This window comes from Paenibacillus sp. FSL R5-0378 (genome assembly GCF_038009285.1).
GTDB classification, from domain to species: domain Bacteria; phylum Bacillota; class Bacilli; order Paenibacillales; family Paenibacillaceae; genus Paenibacillus_AQ; species Paenibacillus_AQ favisporus.
Map to the genome: position 1 here is coordinate 342,501 of NZ_JBBPAY010000002.1, position 17,622 is coordinate 360,122.

Annotated in this window: 12 protein-coding genes; 4 read left to right on the forward strand and 8 right to left on the reverse strand. The window is 47.4% G+C overall.

The genetic code is table 11. From position 1 onward, the window contains the following. Positions 1 to 717 precede the first annotated feature (717 nt). On the forward strand, positions 718 to 867 hold the full coding sequence (locus MKY74_RS35065; protein ID WP_279628531.1) for a helix-turn-helix domain-containing protein: 150 nt from the start codon (positions 718 to 720) through the stop codon (positions 865 to 867). A gap of 122 nt (positions 868 to 989) precedes the next feature. Here MKY74_RS35065 and MKY74_RS35070 read toward each other — a convergent pair whose 3' ends face one another. The 7 genes from MKY74_RS35070 to MKY74_RS35100 all read right to left on the reverse strand — a co-directional run bounded on the left by MKY74_RS35070 (position 990) and on the right by MKY74_RS35100 (position 12,911). Continuing rightward, on the reverse strand, positions 990 to 3,203 hold the full coding sequence (locus tag MKY74_RS35070; RefSeq protein WP_076176874.1) for a family 78 glycoside hydrolase catalytic domain: 2,214 nt from the start codon (positions 3,201 to 3,203) through the stop codon (positions 990 to 992). A gap of 9 nt (positions 3,204 to 3,212) precedes the next feature. After that, entirely contained in the window at positions 3,213 to 5,453 is a 2,241-nt protein-coding gene (locus MKY74_RS35075) for a helix-turn-helix domain-containing protein (RefSeq protein WP_076176873.1), read from the reverse strand. A gap of 99 nt (positions 5,454 to 5,552) precedes the next feature. Continuing rightward, complete coding sequence (locus tag MKY74_RS35080) at positions 5,553 to 7,181, reverse strand: extracellular solute-binding protein (RefSeq protein ID WP_076176872.1); 1,629 nt, start codon at positions 7,179 to 7,181, stop codon at positions 5,553 to 5,555. Positions 7,182 to 7,223: 42 nt separating this feature from the next. Beyond that, complete coding sequence (locus MKY74_RS35085; RefSeq protein ID WP_076176871.1) at positions 7,224 to 8,099, reverse strand: carbohydrate ABC transporter permease; 876 nt, start codon at positions 8,097 to 8,099, stop codon at positions 7,224 to 7,226. A gap of 16 nt (positions 8,100 to 8,115) precedes the next feature. Further along, positions 8,116 to 9,060, reverse strand: coding sequence for an ABC transporter permease (locus MKY74_RS35090; RefSeq protein WP_076176870.1), 945 nt, complete (start codon positions 9,058 to 9,060; stop codon positions 8,116 to 8,118). A 1,383-nt stretch (positions 9,061 to 10,443) separates the two neighbouring features. Further along, on the reverse strand, positions 10,444 to 10,713 hold the full coding sequence (locus tag MKY74_RS35095; RefSeq protein WP_076176868.1) for a hypothetical protein: 270 nt from the start codon (positions 10,711 to 10,713) through the stop codon (positions 10,444 to 10,446). A gap of 983 nt (positions 10,714 to 11,696) precedes the next feature. Beyond that, positions 11,697 to 12,911 carry a hypothetical protein gene (locus MKY74_RS35100; RefSeq protein WP_144025556.1) on the reverse strand — a complete coding sequence of 405 codons (1,215 nt, stop codon included), beginning with the start codon at positions 12,909 to 12,911 and terminating at the stop codon, positions 11,697 to 11,699. A 797-nt stretch (positions 12,912 to 13,708) separates the two neighbouring features. On the opposite strand from MKY74_RS35100, the gene MKY74_RS35105 reads away from it, so the two are divergent. From MKY74_RS35105 to MKY74_RS35115, 3 genes are all read left to right on the forward strand, one after another. Continuing rightward, the gene (locus MKY74_RS35105; protein WP_167372957.1) at positions 13,709 to 13,858 is read left to right on the forward strand and encodes a hypothetical protein; all 150 of its coding nucleotides are present in this window, start codon (positions 13,709 to 13,711) and stop codon (positions 13,856 to 13,858) included. A 72-nt stretch (positions 13,859 to 13,930) separates the two neighbouring features. After that, positions 13,931 to 15,081, forward strand: a protein-coding gene (locus MKY74_RS35110; RefSeq protein WP_197070105.1) for an IS3 family transposase whose coding sequence is annotated in 2 segments (ribosomal slippage) — positions 13,931 to 14,186 and positions 14,186 to 15,081 — 1,152 coding nt in all. Because the reading frame shifts where the segments join, the coding sequence is not laid out codon by codon here. Between the two features lie 703 nt (positions 15,082 to 15,784). After that, positions 15,785 to 16,213, forward strand: coding sequence for a hypothetical protein (locus tag MKY74_RS35115; RefSeq protein WP_076176866.1), 429 nt, complete (start codon positions 15,785 to 15,787; stop codon positions 16,211 to 16,213). 44 nt (positions 16,214 to 16,257) lie between these two features. Here MKY74_RS35115 and MKY74_RS35120 read toward each other — a convergent pair whose 3' ends face one another. Then, on the reverse strand, positions 16,258 to 16,842 hold the full coding sequence (locus MKY74_RS35120; protein WP_076176865.1) for a hypothetical protein: 585 nt from the start codon (positions 16,840 to 16,842) through the stop codon (positions 16,258 to 16,260). Positions 16,843 to 17,622: the final 780 nt, after the last annotated feature.

Consider the following 17,622-nt stretch of genomic DNA (forward strand, 5'->3'; position numbering starts at 1 on the left):
ATACCACATTAAAACGATTATTGATACATGTAATGAATTCCATTTACCGGAGTTCATTTGATTACCGGCTATCCTGCGGCCGGACTATTAATATATCATGTTGACTAATGGATTACTACATGTAATTTTTTACACACCCTCTACAGTTCACGAGTTGATTTTCTCTTCACAATTGAATTATCAGGTTGATACGTTGGTCAATACCATTATGCATCATGCTACCGATAATAAATCCCAGCTACCATTTTGTTTTCTCCTTCCCATTCTTCCTTTCTTGTTGTCCCCTTCTCCCGAACAAAAATCCCTGCAGCAACATTGATACGTTGTAGGCTTATTTGCACTTTAAATGTTGGAATAGTGCAGTGAATGATTTAGTTCTACAAGGCGTAAAACCGCTTTGAGCAAGTCCGAGGAAGACGGATTGATCCGTGCCTCTACTATGATACAGTTTCCCGCAAAGTTCAGTTGAATACAATATATACATCAGCATATAAAGAGAAAACCACTCCGATAATGGAGTGGTTTTCTCTTAGATAGACTTCTTTGTATTTATTAGCAACCTATCATATTAGAAGAATTCCGTCGTTGGCATCCAAATTTGTATCAAAACCCACAATGGAGTCATTAAGTATCGTTAGACAAAAAGTTGCAACCAAGTAAACGAAGTGTCTTTGTTCATCTGATGGAACTTGAACTCCCGGCTGGGAAAGTATAGTTGTGCAGGGCCTTCGTGCCCGGTCTTATATCAGTGAACAAGAGAACGGAGAAAAAGCGCCCTCTCTGCTCACGATAACAGCTCTAGCAAGGGCACTTCAGGTTAAAGCTTCGGTTTTGGTTGAGGGGTATGAGAGAGAGTTGGAAGAATAGTAGAGTTGTCTGGTTAAAAACCCTGCCGCACTTAGAAGGCCCCGAGAAAACAACTTTATAATGGACGGAATTCCAACCAGCTCTTGGCTGACCGAATCCCGTCCTTGTTTTTGGCAATCCGTTTATAGCTTCCCGCCGGCTGGCCGTCTCACCGTCTGATCCGGGAGGATAAGCTCCGCTTCGGCGCCGTCGTAACGAACCTCCAGTATGCCCGCAGGGACAACGATCCGCAGATGAAACGGCTTCATACCGGGAGGCAACCGGGGCTCGAGTGAAATCTCCTCCCAGCCCGGACGCGCCGGTTTCAAGCCGATGATATCCTCGATAAGCACGGGGATCGGCGCGCTGCCCCAGGCATGGCACAGACTGGTGTTCCACTTCTGTTCCTTGCCCCACGCCTCGAAGCAGCTGGTTGCCCCCTCTCGCAGCATCTGGCTCCAGGAGTGCTCGTCATCTCCGGTAATCAGCTCGTAAATGAGAGCATGTTCACCCGCGCGAGCCAGTGCCTTCAGCACAAAGTAGGCCATATAAACGCCGCAGCTGAACCGCTTGCGGCGGATTTCGGCAACCAGCGCGGGCACGGCCTGCTCCGGCGCCAATCCGAACAACAGCGGGAATACGCCCGCATGCAGCGAGCAGTGTGCGCTGTTCTCCGCATCGGCAAACAGCCCGCTCTCCGGCCGATAGAAGGTAGCGAGAAATGCCGTTTTGAACGCCGGAAGCCAGTCTTCATATGCTACCTGCAGCTCATCCTTGATCTCCTGCACGGTTTGCACGCACCCGTAGTAGAGCGCGTTGATTACATTATGGCAGCCCTCCCCTACCGGACGCGTTAGCGGGAAGTCGTAGCCGTCGCGCAGATTTTCCGGCCAATCGACGAGATTCCATTTCTCCTTCACATCGGCCAACAGCCCGTCAGCGCGCTGGTATTTACGGAAGTAGTCCACGATGCCATCGGCGAAAGGCAGCATCTCCTGCAAAAAGGCGGTGTCCCCGGTATGCCGGTAATAGGTGAGCAGCTGCATGGGCCACAGGCAGGAGAAGTCCGCGATTTCCTGCATAAAGTTCCCGGGGGCGACCGCCATCATGCCCGGACATATCGTCGTGCTTACTGCAAAGTCGCGCAGCGCCTTCCGGACCAGACGAGAATCGCCGCTCACATACAGATGGGCATGGCCGATAATCGTATTGTCTCCAAGATACTGCCCCTTCTCCCGGCTGGGACAATCCACATAGGATTCCTGCGCGCAACTTTGGACAGCGCGGCAGCAAATGTCCCAGATTCCGTTCAAGAGCCACTCCTCCGAGCGGAAGATGCCGCTCTGCCTGGGCGACAGAGGATAATGACGGACTACAGCGGCGAACGTCCGCTCATCCAGAATCCTGCCTGGTCCGATGATCTCTACATAGCGGAACGCTTTGTAATCGAACGGCTCCAGCTCATCCTCGTGCCCGGACAAGGTCCATTGCTCCCGGTAATTGCAGTTGCAGCGCATTTCATAACGTACACGTCCATCATCGTCCAGTTCTTCCCCGCATCGCACTTCAATTACCGTCCCGGCTTCTCCGCGCACCTTCATCGTGAATTGGCCGGTGATCTCCTCTCCAAAATCCAACAGATAATGATTATCTCCGATCCGCTGCACCCGGGCTGGCTTCTTCCGGTATACCTCCACGGGAGGCGTGGGCTGCTCGAAGAGTATATAACCGGTATGCTCTAGCCCGAGCGCGGCGGGCCTCATCCAGCCGGAATCGTCAAAACCTGCCGCGCGCCAGCCCCGGAAGGCAAGGCGGCTGTCGATATGCTCGATATATTGAGTGTCGTAGCCGGTCGTGGCTGCATCCCCGGTGCCATATTCCATCGTCCGCGCACAGCGCCAGCTTTCGTCCGTTTTCGCGAGCGGCGTGGTTTGGCCCGCCGTCGTCAGCTCGGCAATCAATCCCTGGCGCAAATCCCCGCTGTTGTATGCGCGGTTCACCAGCCCCTGGTAATAAACATGGACGGCGATGGCATTGCGTCCGGGCACCAAGTAAGAAGTGACATCCAGCCGGTTGTAATGATAATGGAACGGGTATCCCTGGGCCGGACCTTGCGCAACAAAGATTCCGTTGATATAAAGCTTGTAATAATCGTCCGCGCTGATACTCAGTACTACCTTCCCCAGCTGATCCGCCACTAGGTCCATCTCTTTGCGGAACAGGGTATGATGATGCTTCAGCTCCGGAGGATGCAGTCTTTCCGGCCGGGGTTCAGTCTCCTTATGGAGCATCCCGATCGGAGTTATCCCCTGAAAATCCGGGTGCCGGATCCAGCGCGCCTGCCAATGTGTATCCATGTTCGCCTCCTATCCGCCTTTCAGCTCCGACGCTGTGCTTCTGCGGTATTCGCCGGGCGTCAGGCCCATGATTTTTTTGAATACCCGGTTAAAGGAAAAATAATGCAAATACCCCACCCTGCCCGCGATGTCCTGGATGGGATCATTCGTCGTCTGCAGCAGCTCCTTCGCGCGCAAAATTCGGATGCGGGCCAGATAGTCGACGAAATTCTCACCGATTTCCTCCTTGAACAGACGGCTCAAATTGCTCTGATGGATGCCGAATTCGGAGCTAAGCAGGCCCAGGGATAAATCAGGACTGTGATAATGAGCTTCAATGTATGCTTGGACATTGCGGATCAGCTCCTGATTTTGCTTGCCGGGACGGAGCTGCTCAAACCATCCGGCAGCCTCGTCCAGTAATGCTTCAAGCCGCTCCCGGGCGTCCTCCAGCGTATCGAAGTCCAAGAGCACCCCGCTCAGCTCCGGGGTCACCCGGTCCCATGCCTCTTTGTATGGCGCGGGGAGATCCCATACTTCCTTGGAGATGTGAAAAATCATGTATTGCAGCAGGTTGACCATATCCTGGCGCAAAAACAGCCGGCTTTGCATATGATCGACCAGCTCGGCAAACTTAACTTTCCAGTCTGAGTCTCTCAGCTTGAAAGATTCTGCAATACTGCGGATCAACTGCAAATAAACAAACGAATCCAGTTGAAAACCGCGCTCGGTATCGCTATAAGCGATGATCCGGTTCGTACCCGCAGAGGATTTATAGGTCAACGCCTCCTCGGCTTCATCGAAAGAGCGCGGAACGTCTTCCAACTTCTCCACAACTGACCCGATCCCGATGGTCACCGTATACTCCAGATTATCCTGAATCCAAATCCGGATTCTGTCACATAATACGGCAACCTCCGATCGGAGCCCAGGCTCCGGCTCTTCCGCGTAGAACAGCACGGTCAGCCGCTCGTTCTCCAGCCATTCCGACCAGACGGCGATGCGCATCTCGGCAGCCGTCTCCTTCACGACGCTTGAGATAACGAACCTGATCAGATTCTGATCCTGATAGCTGTACGCTCCGCAGAAGCCCGGATATTTATCGATATCCAGAATACCGATCGCAAGCTCCCGGAAACCGTTCGTCATTCCGAATCTTCCCGTCTCTTCTTCCCAGACGGAAGCGTCGATTCTCCGTTCCCCGCCAACCAGCTCGATGAAGAACGTTTTTCTGCGGTAAACCAGGTTCTCATGATGAACATCGGTGTACAAATTCGCGATTTCCAGCAGATGATCGAATGCAGTCTCGAAGAACTGCAGTTGGCCGCCGGCCATCACGGCCAGCTCCTTCGATCGGGATTTGGAATAGGATTTGATCCGCCGGACAATTGCGTCGAGCGGCGAGGTATAACGCCGGGTAACGAACACGATCAAGGCCGTTCCGAGCAAAATTGCCGTAAACCCAAGCGCAATCCAGCCGTAGAAGAAATTCAGGATTACCCTGTATGCAGACCCTCCAATCAGGCCGGTCCGCACCTCCCACATCATGTAGGAGGATTTCACCAAAGACATGCCCTGCAGATTGTCGCTGACCGAACCGACAATCACCCGACCCGAAGCATCAAATATCGCTGTTGAGCCGACATTCTGGGTTGCCATCTCGTCCACCATGGCCCGAATTCCGCTGACCGAGACATTGATGACGAGAAATCCCCGGCTCTCGTACTGCAAAGGCACCTTGCGGGCCAGCGAGACAACCGAAGTGGTAGGATCGAAGCTGAACAGCCTGTAATCGCGCACTCCCGTCCATGTGTAGGGAACTTCTCTTCCGGACGCCAGTTCCTCCGCGAACTCGCGATCGCCGAAGCTGTCGCTGGACATGATCGCATTGGAGGTCAGCACCCGGCGGTCTGCGTCCCGGTACAGATAGACGGAGTGGATCAGCGGATAGCTGACTCCCATGGTTTTAAACTTGTTCGCCAGCCGACTGTTGAGCAGGTATTCGCTTTCGCCGTCGTCCTTGCGGAACAGGAATGCCTGGATATCGGGATCCGTATCGAGCTCCCTGTAGAAGTCCCGGTCGATATTCTGCAGGGCAGACTCCAGCGCCTGCATGACATATTTGGCATAGCTGTCGTTGGCGTTGGACGTCTGCTGGCGCGACATCTCGCTGACCGTCATGAAGAATACGAAAATCAGGAAGAAAATGACCAGGTAAAATATCGGCAAATACGTGGCCAGCAGCCGTTGGTACCACGATTTTGTTTTCATCGGCATCCTCCTTCCTTCCGGGCCACTCTCCTCCGGCAAAAGCGAAGATCCTACCGGTATCGCGTCATACGCAGCCGGTAGGAAAGGTCCTTCATTCCATTAGAATTTCATATCGTAAAGATCTTTGGTGAATACCCAGCTGTCTTTATTGGCCGCATACCAGTCAGCATACCACTTCTCCAGCTTCTCGCCGTCGGACTTTTTCCACAGCGATTTCGCATCGGCGGCGGCCTGTTCCACCGTATAACCTTTGCCGCTGACAATCGCCTTGTTCCACAGGTCGGTTACCGGCTGGTTCACGTTGTTGGCAATGAACAGCATGTCTGCGGGAAGACCCGGCATATAACCGTCCATCGTAATCGCCGGAATAGGATGATCCTTGGAGATGTAGAGACTGTAGGCTTTCGTCATCATGTCATAAACATCCTTGTCCAGCGGCTTGGACTGGTCGAGATCCTCCAGATACTTGGTGAACTCATTGATCAGGTACTGCGATCCGACCATCCGGAAATCGCCAAGCCAGCTGATCTCCTTGTCATATTTATCTTTGTCGAGGGTGACTTCCTTGCCGTCCTCCATTTTGTAATGAACGCCCTCGAGGCCGTACTTCATCGTTTTGACTGTGGATGCGCTGCTCAGGAAATCAATCAGTTGTATCACCCCTTCGGGGGAGGCCGCTTTGGCATTCACAGCCCCGGACATTTGTATTGGCGCATTGAAGCCGGGACTGAACTGGCCGTATTTGCTGCGCGGAACGGCGATAACCGTCAGTTTGGCATCGGGATTATTGCTTTTGAACGTCTGGTACTGGGTATAAATCAGATGCACGCTGCCCGCCGCTCCGTAGATCCCGGTCTTGCCCTGGAGGAAGTCCTGTTCCGATTTCTTGCCGACATTGTCCGTCAGGTAATCCTTGTCGACGAGTCCTTCTTCGAACATCCTCTTTTTGTAGGAAGCAGCATCCTCGGCCCGCTCCCAATCCCTTACCAGATTGCCGTCATTAATAATCCAGGAGACATTCTGGAACATCGTATCCACCCAGCCACCGCCGGCGCCGCTCAGATTGGCACCGAACGTATCCGCTTTTCCGTTGCCGTCCGGATCCCGAGAAGCAAACGCTTTCATAACCTCGAAGGCTTCTTCATCTGTCTCCGGCACCTTCAGACCCAGCTTGTCCAGCCAGTCCTGGCGGATGAACAGAAAGTTGCCGGGAATGTAGCCAAGCACCCGCCCAATTCCATAAAGCTTACCGTCCGATTTCGTTCCGAGCTTCCGCAGCAGCGGATATTGCTCAAGCAGCTGCTTGTATTCCGTGCTGTATTGATCGATAAGATCATCGAGTGGCATAATCTGCTTCTGGGTGTACAACTGGTTGAGGAAGTTCGTATCGTATTCCAGTATCAGGTCTGGCGCCTGGCCTGCGGCCAGCAGCGTGTTGAATTTCTTAACGGAGTCGGATCTGGGCACCGGAATGAACTTCACGTTGACCCCTGAGTTTTCGTTGACCCATTTGGTCCACAGATTATTATCCACCGTACCGATTTCCTGTGGGATATTGCCGCGGTCATACATCGACACGGTAATCGATGGCTTTGATTTCCCGGCCTCGCCGGTTTTGCTCGAGGTGGAAGATGACGGCTCATCCTTGGAGCAGCCGGACAGGATAACTGTAAGAGCAAGCAGACTCGATAAGGTGCAGCCTAGCGTTTTTTTCATATAACCATTCATGAGACACTCTCCCTATTCAACGAATTCTCCCGGTAAACGGTTTTATCCTTTAATTGCCCCGATTAAAATCCCTTTAATGAAATACCTTTGCAGGAATGGATATAGGATCAGCATCGGCACAATCATGACTACCACTCCCGCCGATTTGATGGACTCCGGCGTAATCGAAGCGAAATCCTCCGGAGACATGGTGCCAATCTCCTGAAGCAGCGACTGACTTTGAATCATCTGCTGGACGAGCACGGCCAGATTGAATTTTTCCGGCGAATTGATGAACATCAACACATTGAAGAAGGAGTTCCAATGGCCGACGCCATAGAACAGACCGAGCGCCACGATGACTGGTAGCGACAGCGGAAGGAATACCCGGAACAGCAGCCTCCACTCCCCGCAGCCGTCGATTCTAGCGGCCTCCACGAGTTCCTCGGGAATTCCCATGAAGAAGGTGCGCATGACCAGCATGTTGTATACGCTGACCAAACCCGGCAGCCAGAGCGCCCCATAGGTATTGATCAGTCCCAGCGACTTGACCAGCAAATACCCGGGGATTAAACCGCCGGAGAACAGCATCGTGAAGACGATGGCCAGGGTGAAGAAACGTCTGCCGTACATATAACCCCGTGACAGCGGATATGCACAGAGCAGCGTAAACAACAGATTGAGGAACGTGCCGACCAGGGTGATCTCGATGCTGTTACCCAGCGCCTTCACAATCTGCGTACCATTCACCAGCTTGTCGTAGGCGACAGCCGTAAAGCCGACCGGCCATAGCGATACCAGCCCTGACACAATCGCATCCTGGTTGCTGAATGACAGGGCAAGCAGATGCACCATCGGCAGAATGCAGCTGAGGGCAAACAACGACAGGATGACGGTATTCAGTGTATAAAACACTCTCTCTCCTCGTGAATTTCTCATCAATGTCCCACCTCCCTTACCATAATCCTTGATTGTAGCGCCGGGCGATCCAGTTCGTCAGCAGCACCAGCGTCAGGCCGATGAGTGATTCGAACAGGCCAAGAGCCGTCGCCAGGCTGAATTGCCCCCCGTTGATTCCGGATTTGTAGCTCCAGGTGGAAATAACCTCCGATATGCTGGATACGACCGAGTTCTGGAGTACATATACCTGATCAAACCCCACCTCCATTACGCCGCCAATCGTCAGGATTAGCTGTATGACGATCGTCGGGACAAGCGAAGGAAGCGAAATATGCCAGATATGCCGCCATTTGCCGGCTCCATCCATACTCGCCGCCTCGTACAGCGACGTATCGATGGCCGCAAGCGCCGCCAGATAAATAATCGCTCCCCATCCCGCTCCTTTCCAGATGCCGGCCCCGACGAAGATCGATATCCAGGAGCCTTCATGGTACAAGAAGGCGTAAGGTTCGCCGAACAACGCTTCCACGACGGTGTTGACGATGCCAGTCTGCTGGGAGAAAATCGTAATCACGATCTGCCCCACAATGACCCAATTTAGAAAGTGGGGCAGGAAGACCGCCGTCTGAACCGTTTTCTTGAACCACAGCTTCCGGGCCTCATGGATAAGGAGTGCCGTCAGAATGGGAAACGGGAAGCCGACGACAATTTGCAGAAGACTGAGGATAAACGTATTCCGCAGGATGTTCTGCATATTCGGATTGGAGAACAGCAGCTTGAAATGATCCAGCCCCACCCAGGGGCTTCCCCATATCCCTTCGGTGAAATTGTAGTCTTTGAAGGCCACCACGAGCCCAAGCATCGGGATGTACTTAAATACAAGAAAGTACACGATGATCGGGGTAAACATCACGAATAAAGGGATGTTGATGAGAAGGCGCTTCCGGTCGAACCGTTTGCGGCGGTCTCCCGCACTCTTCCGGGCTAGTAGATTTTCCATTTTTCGTTACCCCCTTTATGCCAATCTATTTCGGCTGCACCCAACTCCCATCCTAAAACAGGTGAAAAATGCCTACAAGCCACATTTTTTTAGAAGGGCACATCTTTTGCTGGCCCAGTCAGGGCGCGACTTCCCGGGTCCTTCTCTGCATAAATGCATTCATTACGCAGCAAAAATAAGGGTTCCCCCTACTACTTCAGACAATCCAGATGATCGCCATCTGGTATCTGTGAAGCTTCGCTCAATCGTCTCATTTCATTTGTGGTACAACTGATTTCCGGTTCGGCTCAGCCGGTTGTTTCGTACCCTTTTTCACAGGTAAAAGCCCTCCGATATTAATTCCGGAAGGCTGCACCTTTTAATGCAAGTTCAATTGGGTCTTAAAACAACCACTGACTGGATCGCTCAATCGTATCTCTAATGAGGAGTGCTGCTTCCCGGTTTTCGCTGATTAGGGAAAATAGGGCGATATGACTCAGATGGATGAGATGCAACTCTGGCTGACAAATGCAGCATCACATCGTCTATCTGTTTCAGCAGCTTCTGAAGCTGTGAGGTATGTATGAACCGAAGAAAGGAAACATCATTGTAGCCAGCCAAAAAATGAATGGTATACATAAACAATGCCCTATCCAAATCCGGGACGGAGTTCTGTGTCGTTAGCTCGATGACATCCTGAAGCGTAAACGAAGGAGGAGGAAACAAACAGTTCTTCTCCTTCATATACAATGCCTTAAGCATGTACTCCAATGCTCGGTCGCTGAACAAGATACAAATATAGGCTGAGGTTGGATGAAGCATCCGGGCTGCGGAGTCCATGTGGATTTGTGCAAGATGTTGCATCTGGATCACGTCTTTATTTTGAATCAAGCTTGGTTTAGAGGAATAAGTATAATATTAATATCAACAGCTACTGGAAAAGAAGCCAAGAGCGTTTTAAATGCTCTTGGCTTCCTTTCCATTTCAAGGTCTATATCGAAAAATGTGGTCAGTTATTATGGGACCTTATGTCACAACGCGGGCAACCGCAGCTTAAAAGGAAGGAAGAACTTACCGACTAAGGGCAACCCTAAGCGGTAGGTTTTTCTCTGTTGTGATCACTTTTATCACTACAACGCCTGAAGTCGACCAAAACATGAACTTGAACTTGTAGTAATCCCACCTTAAATGTCTTGTCTCCCACTTTGACCTCCACCTATATAACTTTGACTAGAGGCATCTTGCTACAAATAATGAGCATTCACAATTTCACTCTCTTCTTCCCTTACTTTCTTGCCTGTCCCCTCCCCCGAACCATACGTCAAAGAGATCCTAATTTTCCTGACTTGGTTTGGGAGAAAATAAAAAAGCCGCCGAATGCTCAGCGACTCATTTTATCTCCTGTCAGTTATTGACTCTTTTGATATCTTTATTAAACCAATGGACATAGCCACAACGGTGACAAGTTAATATATTGGCTGACCGATTGGCAAAGTCGAGGTTTAAAAAACTTAAGAAAGCAGTGTTTAACTGCGCATAACCGTGTTCGAATCTATCATATTGACAATGAACACAGGAGACTTTTATTCCATTCGCTTCGTATCGACCCGCGCCAATTGATTCTTTAATATTTTTGGCAAAAACCTTAAAGAACCTTTTCGCTCCATTTGACATTCTCCAGCCCTCCCCGATTCTTCGATCCATTTTTGGACTTTTTTTTCATCTATAGAAATTTAAAAGGAGCACTTAATAAGCTGCCAATAGGGCGGCTTATTCATCATTTTATAATCGAAAAGATAATGATCCCTGTTATGAAACTATATAACTTCCATAAACACGCACTTACATCCAATTATATACAAATAGCTGATATTTGTGGACGTGGACGTACCTTTTTGGCTTCCAATAAAGTTTCCGCTTTATTTAGGCAGCGGAAGACCCTGCACTCGTTTTTAGGTCCAAATGGGATTTCTAAACTAGCAGCTCACAGGGGAATTCGGGAAAAATCAGAGTTGAAAATACCACCGTAAGCATTCGTCGCGGTGACATGCTGTAGGTTTATCTATGCTTTAATCATGGAATAGAGCAAGTGTATGATATACCTTTAAACCGTTCATACTGGCTAGTAAGGAGGGAGATATACATGAATAAGCAGGCAGCAGAACAACTGGCCAAAGAAATTATTAATTTCTCAAAAGAGAACGGATTAAAGATTCGAAAGAAACCCAAATGTTAAATTTATATCTATGCATACAAAAGGGACACTGCAGTACTTGCAGGTCCTTTTTCTGTATATGAACACCGGATACCATTCCTTGAGTAACTGCTCAAGTACATTCAAATGATTAGTCGGCATAGACAACACTTTTATTGATAGACTTGAAAGGAAACAAAAACTGAAAGCACCAATAAAAAGCCTTTCGGTTATCTAGCGGTACTTCCTGGTTTCGTGAAAGGTTTGCCACTTTGCCGTTAGTTAGGTACGGATATTCCTACGTATCGAGGGCGGAAAGTTGTTCTAGATCGTCCGCACTCAGCTCAAAATCAAAAATGTTGACATTCTCGACAATCCGTTACGCAATGAATTTTGAAATAATAACGACTTCACGCTAAACAAGCCAGCGTAGTTGACCTGAGACGGTTGAGTTAACACAACCTTATTTAAAAGGATCATAGATCTTTTCCCATTGGCCTGTAAACACGTCAACCTTGATTGTAAATTTCTGTTCGGATAGTTTAACCTCTCCCAATACGTATCCGTCACCTAGAAAGCCGGAAATCCACTCTTTGCTCGCTGGCTTCAAGCCAGCGGCTTCAAGTATACGCTCTGCCAGCTTGTAGAGTTCGGCCATATACTCCGTACCACTGGTAATCTTAAAAAGATCAGGTGCATCGACGTTAGTAAGACTCTTAAGCGGACTGCCTGAAGTAGTATCATGCACCGTGCCGGTCATTGGATTTATACTCATCATCATCGACTCGCCGTTCCCCGACGCATTGGGATAAATGACAGTATATTGATCATCCTTTTGTTCGAAAACCCAATCTCCCTCAGGTAACCATTGTTTTAGCATAGATTTTACCTCCTCTTCGCTGAATGGAGGCTGTAAAAATCCGTTATAGAATAAAGCGGAGTTCGCAATGGTAAGATCGCTATTGTAATCGACTACAATCCTCAATGGAAATTCACTAATCGAAGCCTGACCTGATAATTCGGCTCTTAAATGTCCATTTCGAACTTCATAATATACGATTGATCCGAAGCTAACCCGCTCCCCCCAAAATCCGTCATCGTAGTCATAAACTCTACTCAAATGCTTATCGTCCAACTCCGCATCTATATAGGTCTTTCCTCTTAGGTGTTTTACGGATGATTTCAGTTTGCCGTTTAACATTTGAACTGGATTCTCGACGCTCAGTTCCTCGAGTGAGCTTGGATTCAAAATGTGGATGTCATTGATAGAAATCCCGGTACCAGTTCCGGTATTCATATGGATGATTATTTCTTTGATACCATCTGAATTCACATCGACTTCTTCAATAATAGGCGGACGAGAGGTATCCACCACGGCATTCCACAGAACTGATTTCCTCTTTTCTCCTCGAATGTCTATAGTTATCTCACGCTGCAAATTGTTTTCTTCTGTTGGTGAAGTAGTCAAAACAATCCCATTTTTCTCAGTTAAAATCAAGCTCTTTTGATCAACGCCTTGCTTTTTTTTCTCAGGCTGGATATTCCCCGACTCTACTCCCATACGGACATTACTCGGTTTAGCATCAGACAACGTACAACTGCTAAATAGAACAATAAAAGTGAATCCTAGTAGGGTTCCTTGTACTTTGCTTCGTTTTTTTTCGGATGTAATGATCATCAACTCCATGTAATGATGTGCTTTTAATGCATTATCATCAAGTCTGGTTCTATAGTATAGAACGCAATAATATAGTAATTGTTTGATAGTTGGTTGGGTCGAAAAAGTCTCTTATTATTCTTACTTTCATTCAATTCCATACTAAAGATTCCAAATTGTAATTATAAATCCTCATCTTTTTAAACGATCCGTAGAGAAAAGGCAGCCGATCACAAGAAACCGGCTGCCTTCAAATTCTTTGTTGCTCGCGCCATTCAGTCTTTCCTACATCAATACTTTCCGCAAGCTTGTACTATCATATTCTTACGAACGAATGCCGATGGAATTCCTGTTTTTATGGTAGTGTCGTTGCGACTGGAACCCAAAGGCTAAGTGGGCTTCCCAAGTGATCACCTTATTAAACTTTTGATTCTGATACCAGCAACATTTTTATGATTATCGGAGAAAGAACCAGTGCAACCCCGACCAACAAATAATATCGAGCCATACAAATAAATAAACATATGCCACATACAAACCCAAAATTACGGTGACGTGTCATAGGCTTGTCTGTAACAGACTATCGTTAGAGGAACTTTTACTGGAGTAGCGATGTTGGCTTGAATTCCTCTGGTCTAAACAGCCACTTTAGCATATTCAGTAGTTTATTTGACTGGGAGCAGACTATAAAGATCCTCCCCTTTCGATCGCTAAATTTATTTAAATTCCGGAACCAATTACCACATTATGTCGTTTATAATTTACATACTAAATTAGCCTGGTTTATCTATTAATTGTTATACATAAAAGGAGAAGCGATGATGAAAAAGACGATTGTTGCGACGCTTTTGTTCTTCGCAATAACAGGTGTATCAAGCGCCGATTCACGATTAAAAGTTATAGTAAATGGGCAAGCACTTAACCAAGTTCCAGTGGTAAAGGAAGGTACAACCTTAGTAGCAATGTGATGCTAGACTAAATAGTGGACACCGAGAATCGAGAATGCGACAATAAACCTAGCAAAATCGAGGTGTCCGAAGATGAGTCAGAAATATGACAAAGAGTTTAAAATCCAAACCGTAAAAATGATTCAGGAACAGGGGAAGCCGGTGGCGCAGGTCGCCCGAGAATTGGGCGTATCCGACAATACTCTGTACCGCTGGATCAACGAATTCAAACAGGATCCGGTCAATGCGTTTCGCGGCAGCGGCAACCTGAAAATCGAGGAAAAAACCCTTCTCGAAATGCAGAAACGAATCCGCCAACTCGAGATGGAGAACGAAATTTTAAAAAAGGCGATGCACATCTTCGCAAAAGACCGGAACTGATCTTTGCGTTTATCCACAAACACCGCTCCAAGTATCCGGTATCGGAGATGTGCAAGGTTTTGAACGTATCCCGGAGTGGTTATTATCAATGGACCAGGCGCCAGGAAAGCGAGCAAAAGAAACGTCGCCGAGAACTGGAACAACAGATTAGCCGTATCTTTGTGGACTCGCGTCGCCTGTACGGCAGCCCGAAGATCGCTCAAGTCTTGCGCCAGCAAGGTGTTCGGGTATCCGAAAAAACGGTCGCCCGCATCATGAAGGAACTGGGGCTTAAGTCGCGCACCGTCAAGAAATACAAGGCGACGACGAACTCGAACCACAATCTGCCAGTGCATGACAATGTGCTGAACCAGCAGTTCAGGGCACAAGCTCCCAATCAAGTCTGGATGGCGGACATCACTTACGTTCCGACAGACGAGGGATGGCTCTATGTCGCGAGCGTGATGGACTTGTACACGCGCAAAATCGTAGGCTGGCACGCCGATGAGCGAATGACCAAGGAATTGGTCCTGCAAGCTCTGGATCAGGCTTACAACCGTCAACGGCCGAAAGGCGAAGTCCTGCATCATTCCGATCGCGGCAGCCAATACGCATCTCATGAGTACCAAAAACGGCTCTTGAAATACGGGATGAAATGCAGCATGAGCCGCAAGGGCAACTGCTATGACAATGCCTGCATCGAATCGTTCCACAGCGTGCTCAAAAAGGAACTCGTCTATCTGGAGAAGTTCAGAACCCGCAAGGAAGCCCAAAGTCGGATTTTTGAATACATCGAGTTTTTCTACAACCGGAAACGCGTACATTCCGCTATCGGGTATCTTACACCTTTTCAATACGAACAAATGTACGGTCAAATTGCGTAATTTTCTCGATTCTGGCTGTCCAATCTATTGACAGAGGTCCAGCTCATTAAACTGTGAAATGAGGAGAATCAAGAAAGTTATAACCTAAAAAATCGGATCGAAGTATCAGAATGATAGATCGGGGAGTGAGCAATCCTTTGGAAATGAAAAAATGACTTCCCGGTAAAGGGAAAAGTCATCAAGAGAGGTTGATACGTTGTCGTCCCACTATTTTAACATAATCGCTTTACGGTCGCTAAGGTATCAGCCCAGGCGGCTTTTTTTTTTTATGTGGAGCCCCTGCAGGTGATTGGCCACGCGGCCAAATTTCTGGAATCGAGCGAAGCGAGACCCATTCCCTGCAGCGCAGGGGTATAAATGGGCACTCTCCCGTTGTGTTCGTGATGGGCTTCCAAATTTCAACGCTCGTATTTCGCAAAATTCGGCCCTGAGCGGCGATTTTCAAAATGCCGCAAGCTACAAAAAAACGGCCTCTGTTCGCATCGATCGCGAAGAGGCAGTTTTTCGTTTTTCTTGGCATTGCTCGAGATTGCGTCCCGATCGGGGTGCTAGGAGCCACAGACATGTTCACCAAATAAAATATTTTGTACCTATATCTGTCCGCGGCATTGATCTGGAGAGATAGGTTGGAGCTCTTTATGTATCATTTTTAGACGATCTGGTGAAACTTAGCATAACAATATATCTAAAGGAGAAGGAAATTGTGAAAAAAATACTCTATCTTAGTCTAATGATTTTTTTATTAGTATCACCAAGTGCTTTTGCTGATCCAGCAACTGAAGTTAATAAAAAGTCACAAGTTACAGAATTTAAACCAGTTTATTTTAAAGTACCAAACGAGTGGAGTAAGGTTGAAAAGTCATCCAACGATTATATTCGAATGATTTATCATTACAATGATGATACGATATTGAACATTTATGAGACATCTGCGAAAGGGAAAACCTTAATTAATACAGTAACTACTGAAAAAATTGTTCTAAACAACATAACATATCACTTTAGTCCGGTTCTTAATTATCCTAAGGGTGGAAATCTAAATTGGATTAACCAAGGAATTTATTTTGAAATGGATAGCATTAAATTGGATAAAAATCAAATGCTTGAATTAGCCAATAAAATAATCAATTAAAAAAATCCTCAGTAGGGGAGTTAACCTACTGAGGATTTTTTTAATTAATCATAAGCATATCCATCAATATGAACATAGAATCCGCCATCCATATCATTATCTGTTAAAGATACCATTCGGATAGTATATGTTCTTCCCGGTACTACATTTGTCACAGTTAAGGGCGTCATACTAGGAACATCAGTATAATGATAAACACTTCTGACAATTTCATCGGTTTCAGTATCTTCTACTTCAACTTTAAAACTACCTTGTTCGTTATTATGTACACCCCAAGCCATGTAATTTATTGAAAAAGATGTTATTCCACTATTGGTATATGCATTTACAGCAGTGAAGTCACCGTAATCACGTGCTCTAAATGCAAAAGAACCATATACCCCAGTGGCGAAAGTCTGAATGGGGCCAATTTCATTGGTGCTGGTGTTGGCATTATTCCCAGGGCCAGGCACTATCTGAACACCATCGGTTGATGTCTCCCCCTGTATTTCAGTGTTTGTTTCCGCGCCCTGTATGTCTTCATCCGATGCTTTGGCGGAAAGCGGAGACAAAACGAATAAGGAGACTGACAACAAAATGGAAAGAAGAATTACAAATAGCAGCCTGTACCTATTTAAATTCAAAACCATATAACGCAACCCCTTCCTGTTTTTGGTAATTTTCAACTCAAAATAAGTATAATATTGTAAAATAAAAGTATAAATAGTAGAGGAATACTATTTTTTAAAATAAAAAAGTAAAATGAACCTAAATTTTGTAGAAAAATGACGATTGTACAGCGCCGCGTCTTCAACAAAACCGATCATTAAATTCTGCACTTGAAGTAAAAAGCCCCTCCCGGAGAAAAAAGTTCTTATTCTAAAGGTTTGTTTTGGGAGTACCGGGGGTAGCCTTGGAATAAGGAGCGTTTATAAGACATGATTAGACGGATAGCAGGTAGGAAAGACTGCGGAAACTATTACAGGTTATTTAAGCCATTCGAAACAGTACATTATCTTGGGATCGATAATTGCAGTTATTGCTCGCAATGTCGTGAAAAACTTCGCCCTGGTGAAAAGGATGACCCTCATGATCACGGCGGCTGGGTTCCAGCTATCTACGTTGGATTTAATGATGAAGGGCGAAATCATATTCTACAGCTCATTAAACTGTGGAATGAGGAGAATCAAGAAAGTTATAACCTAAAAAATCGGATCGAAGTATCAGAATGATAGGGAACCCAAAGCCAATACAAATGAAAAATGACTTTCCCAATTCCGGAAAAGCCACAAAAAGAGGGTGATCGTTGTCGCCCTCCCATTTTACCATAATACCCCTTGGCGGTCGCCAGGCATCAGCCGGCGGCTTTTTCGTTTTTATGTGAAGCCCCTGTAAGGGAGTGGTCACGCGGCCAAAAGAGATCGGATTGG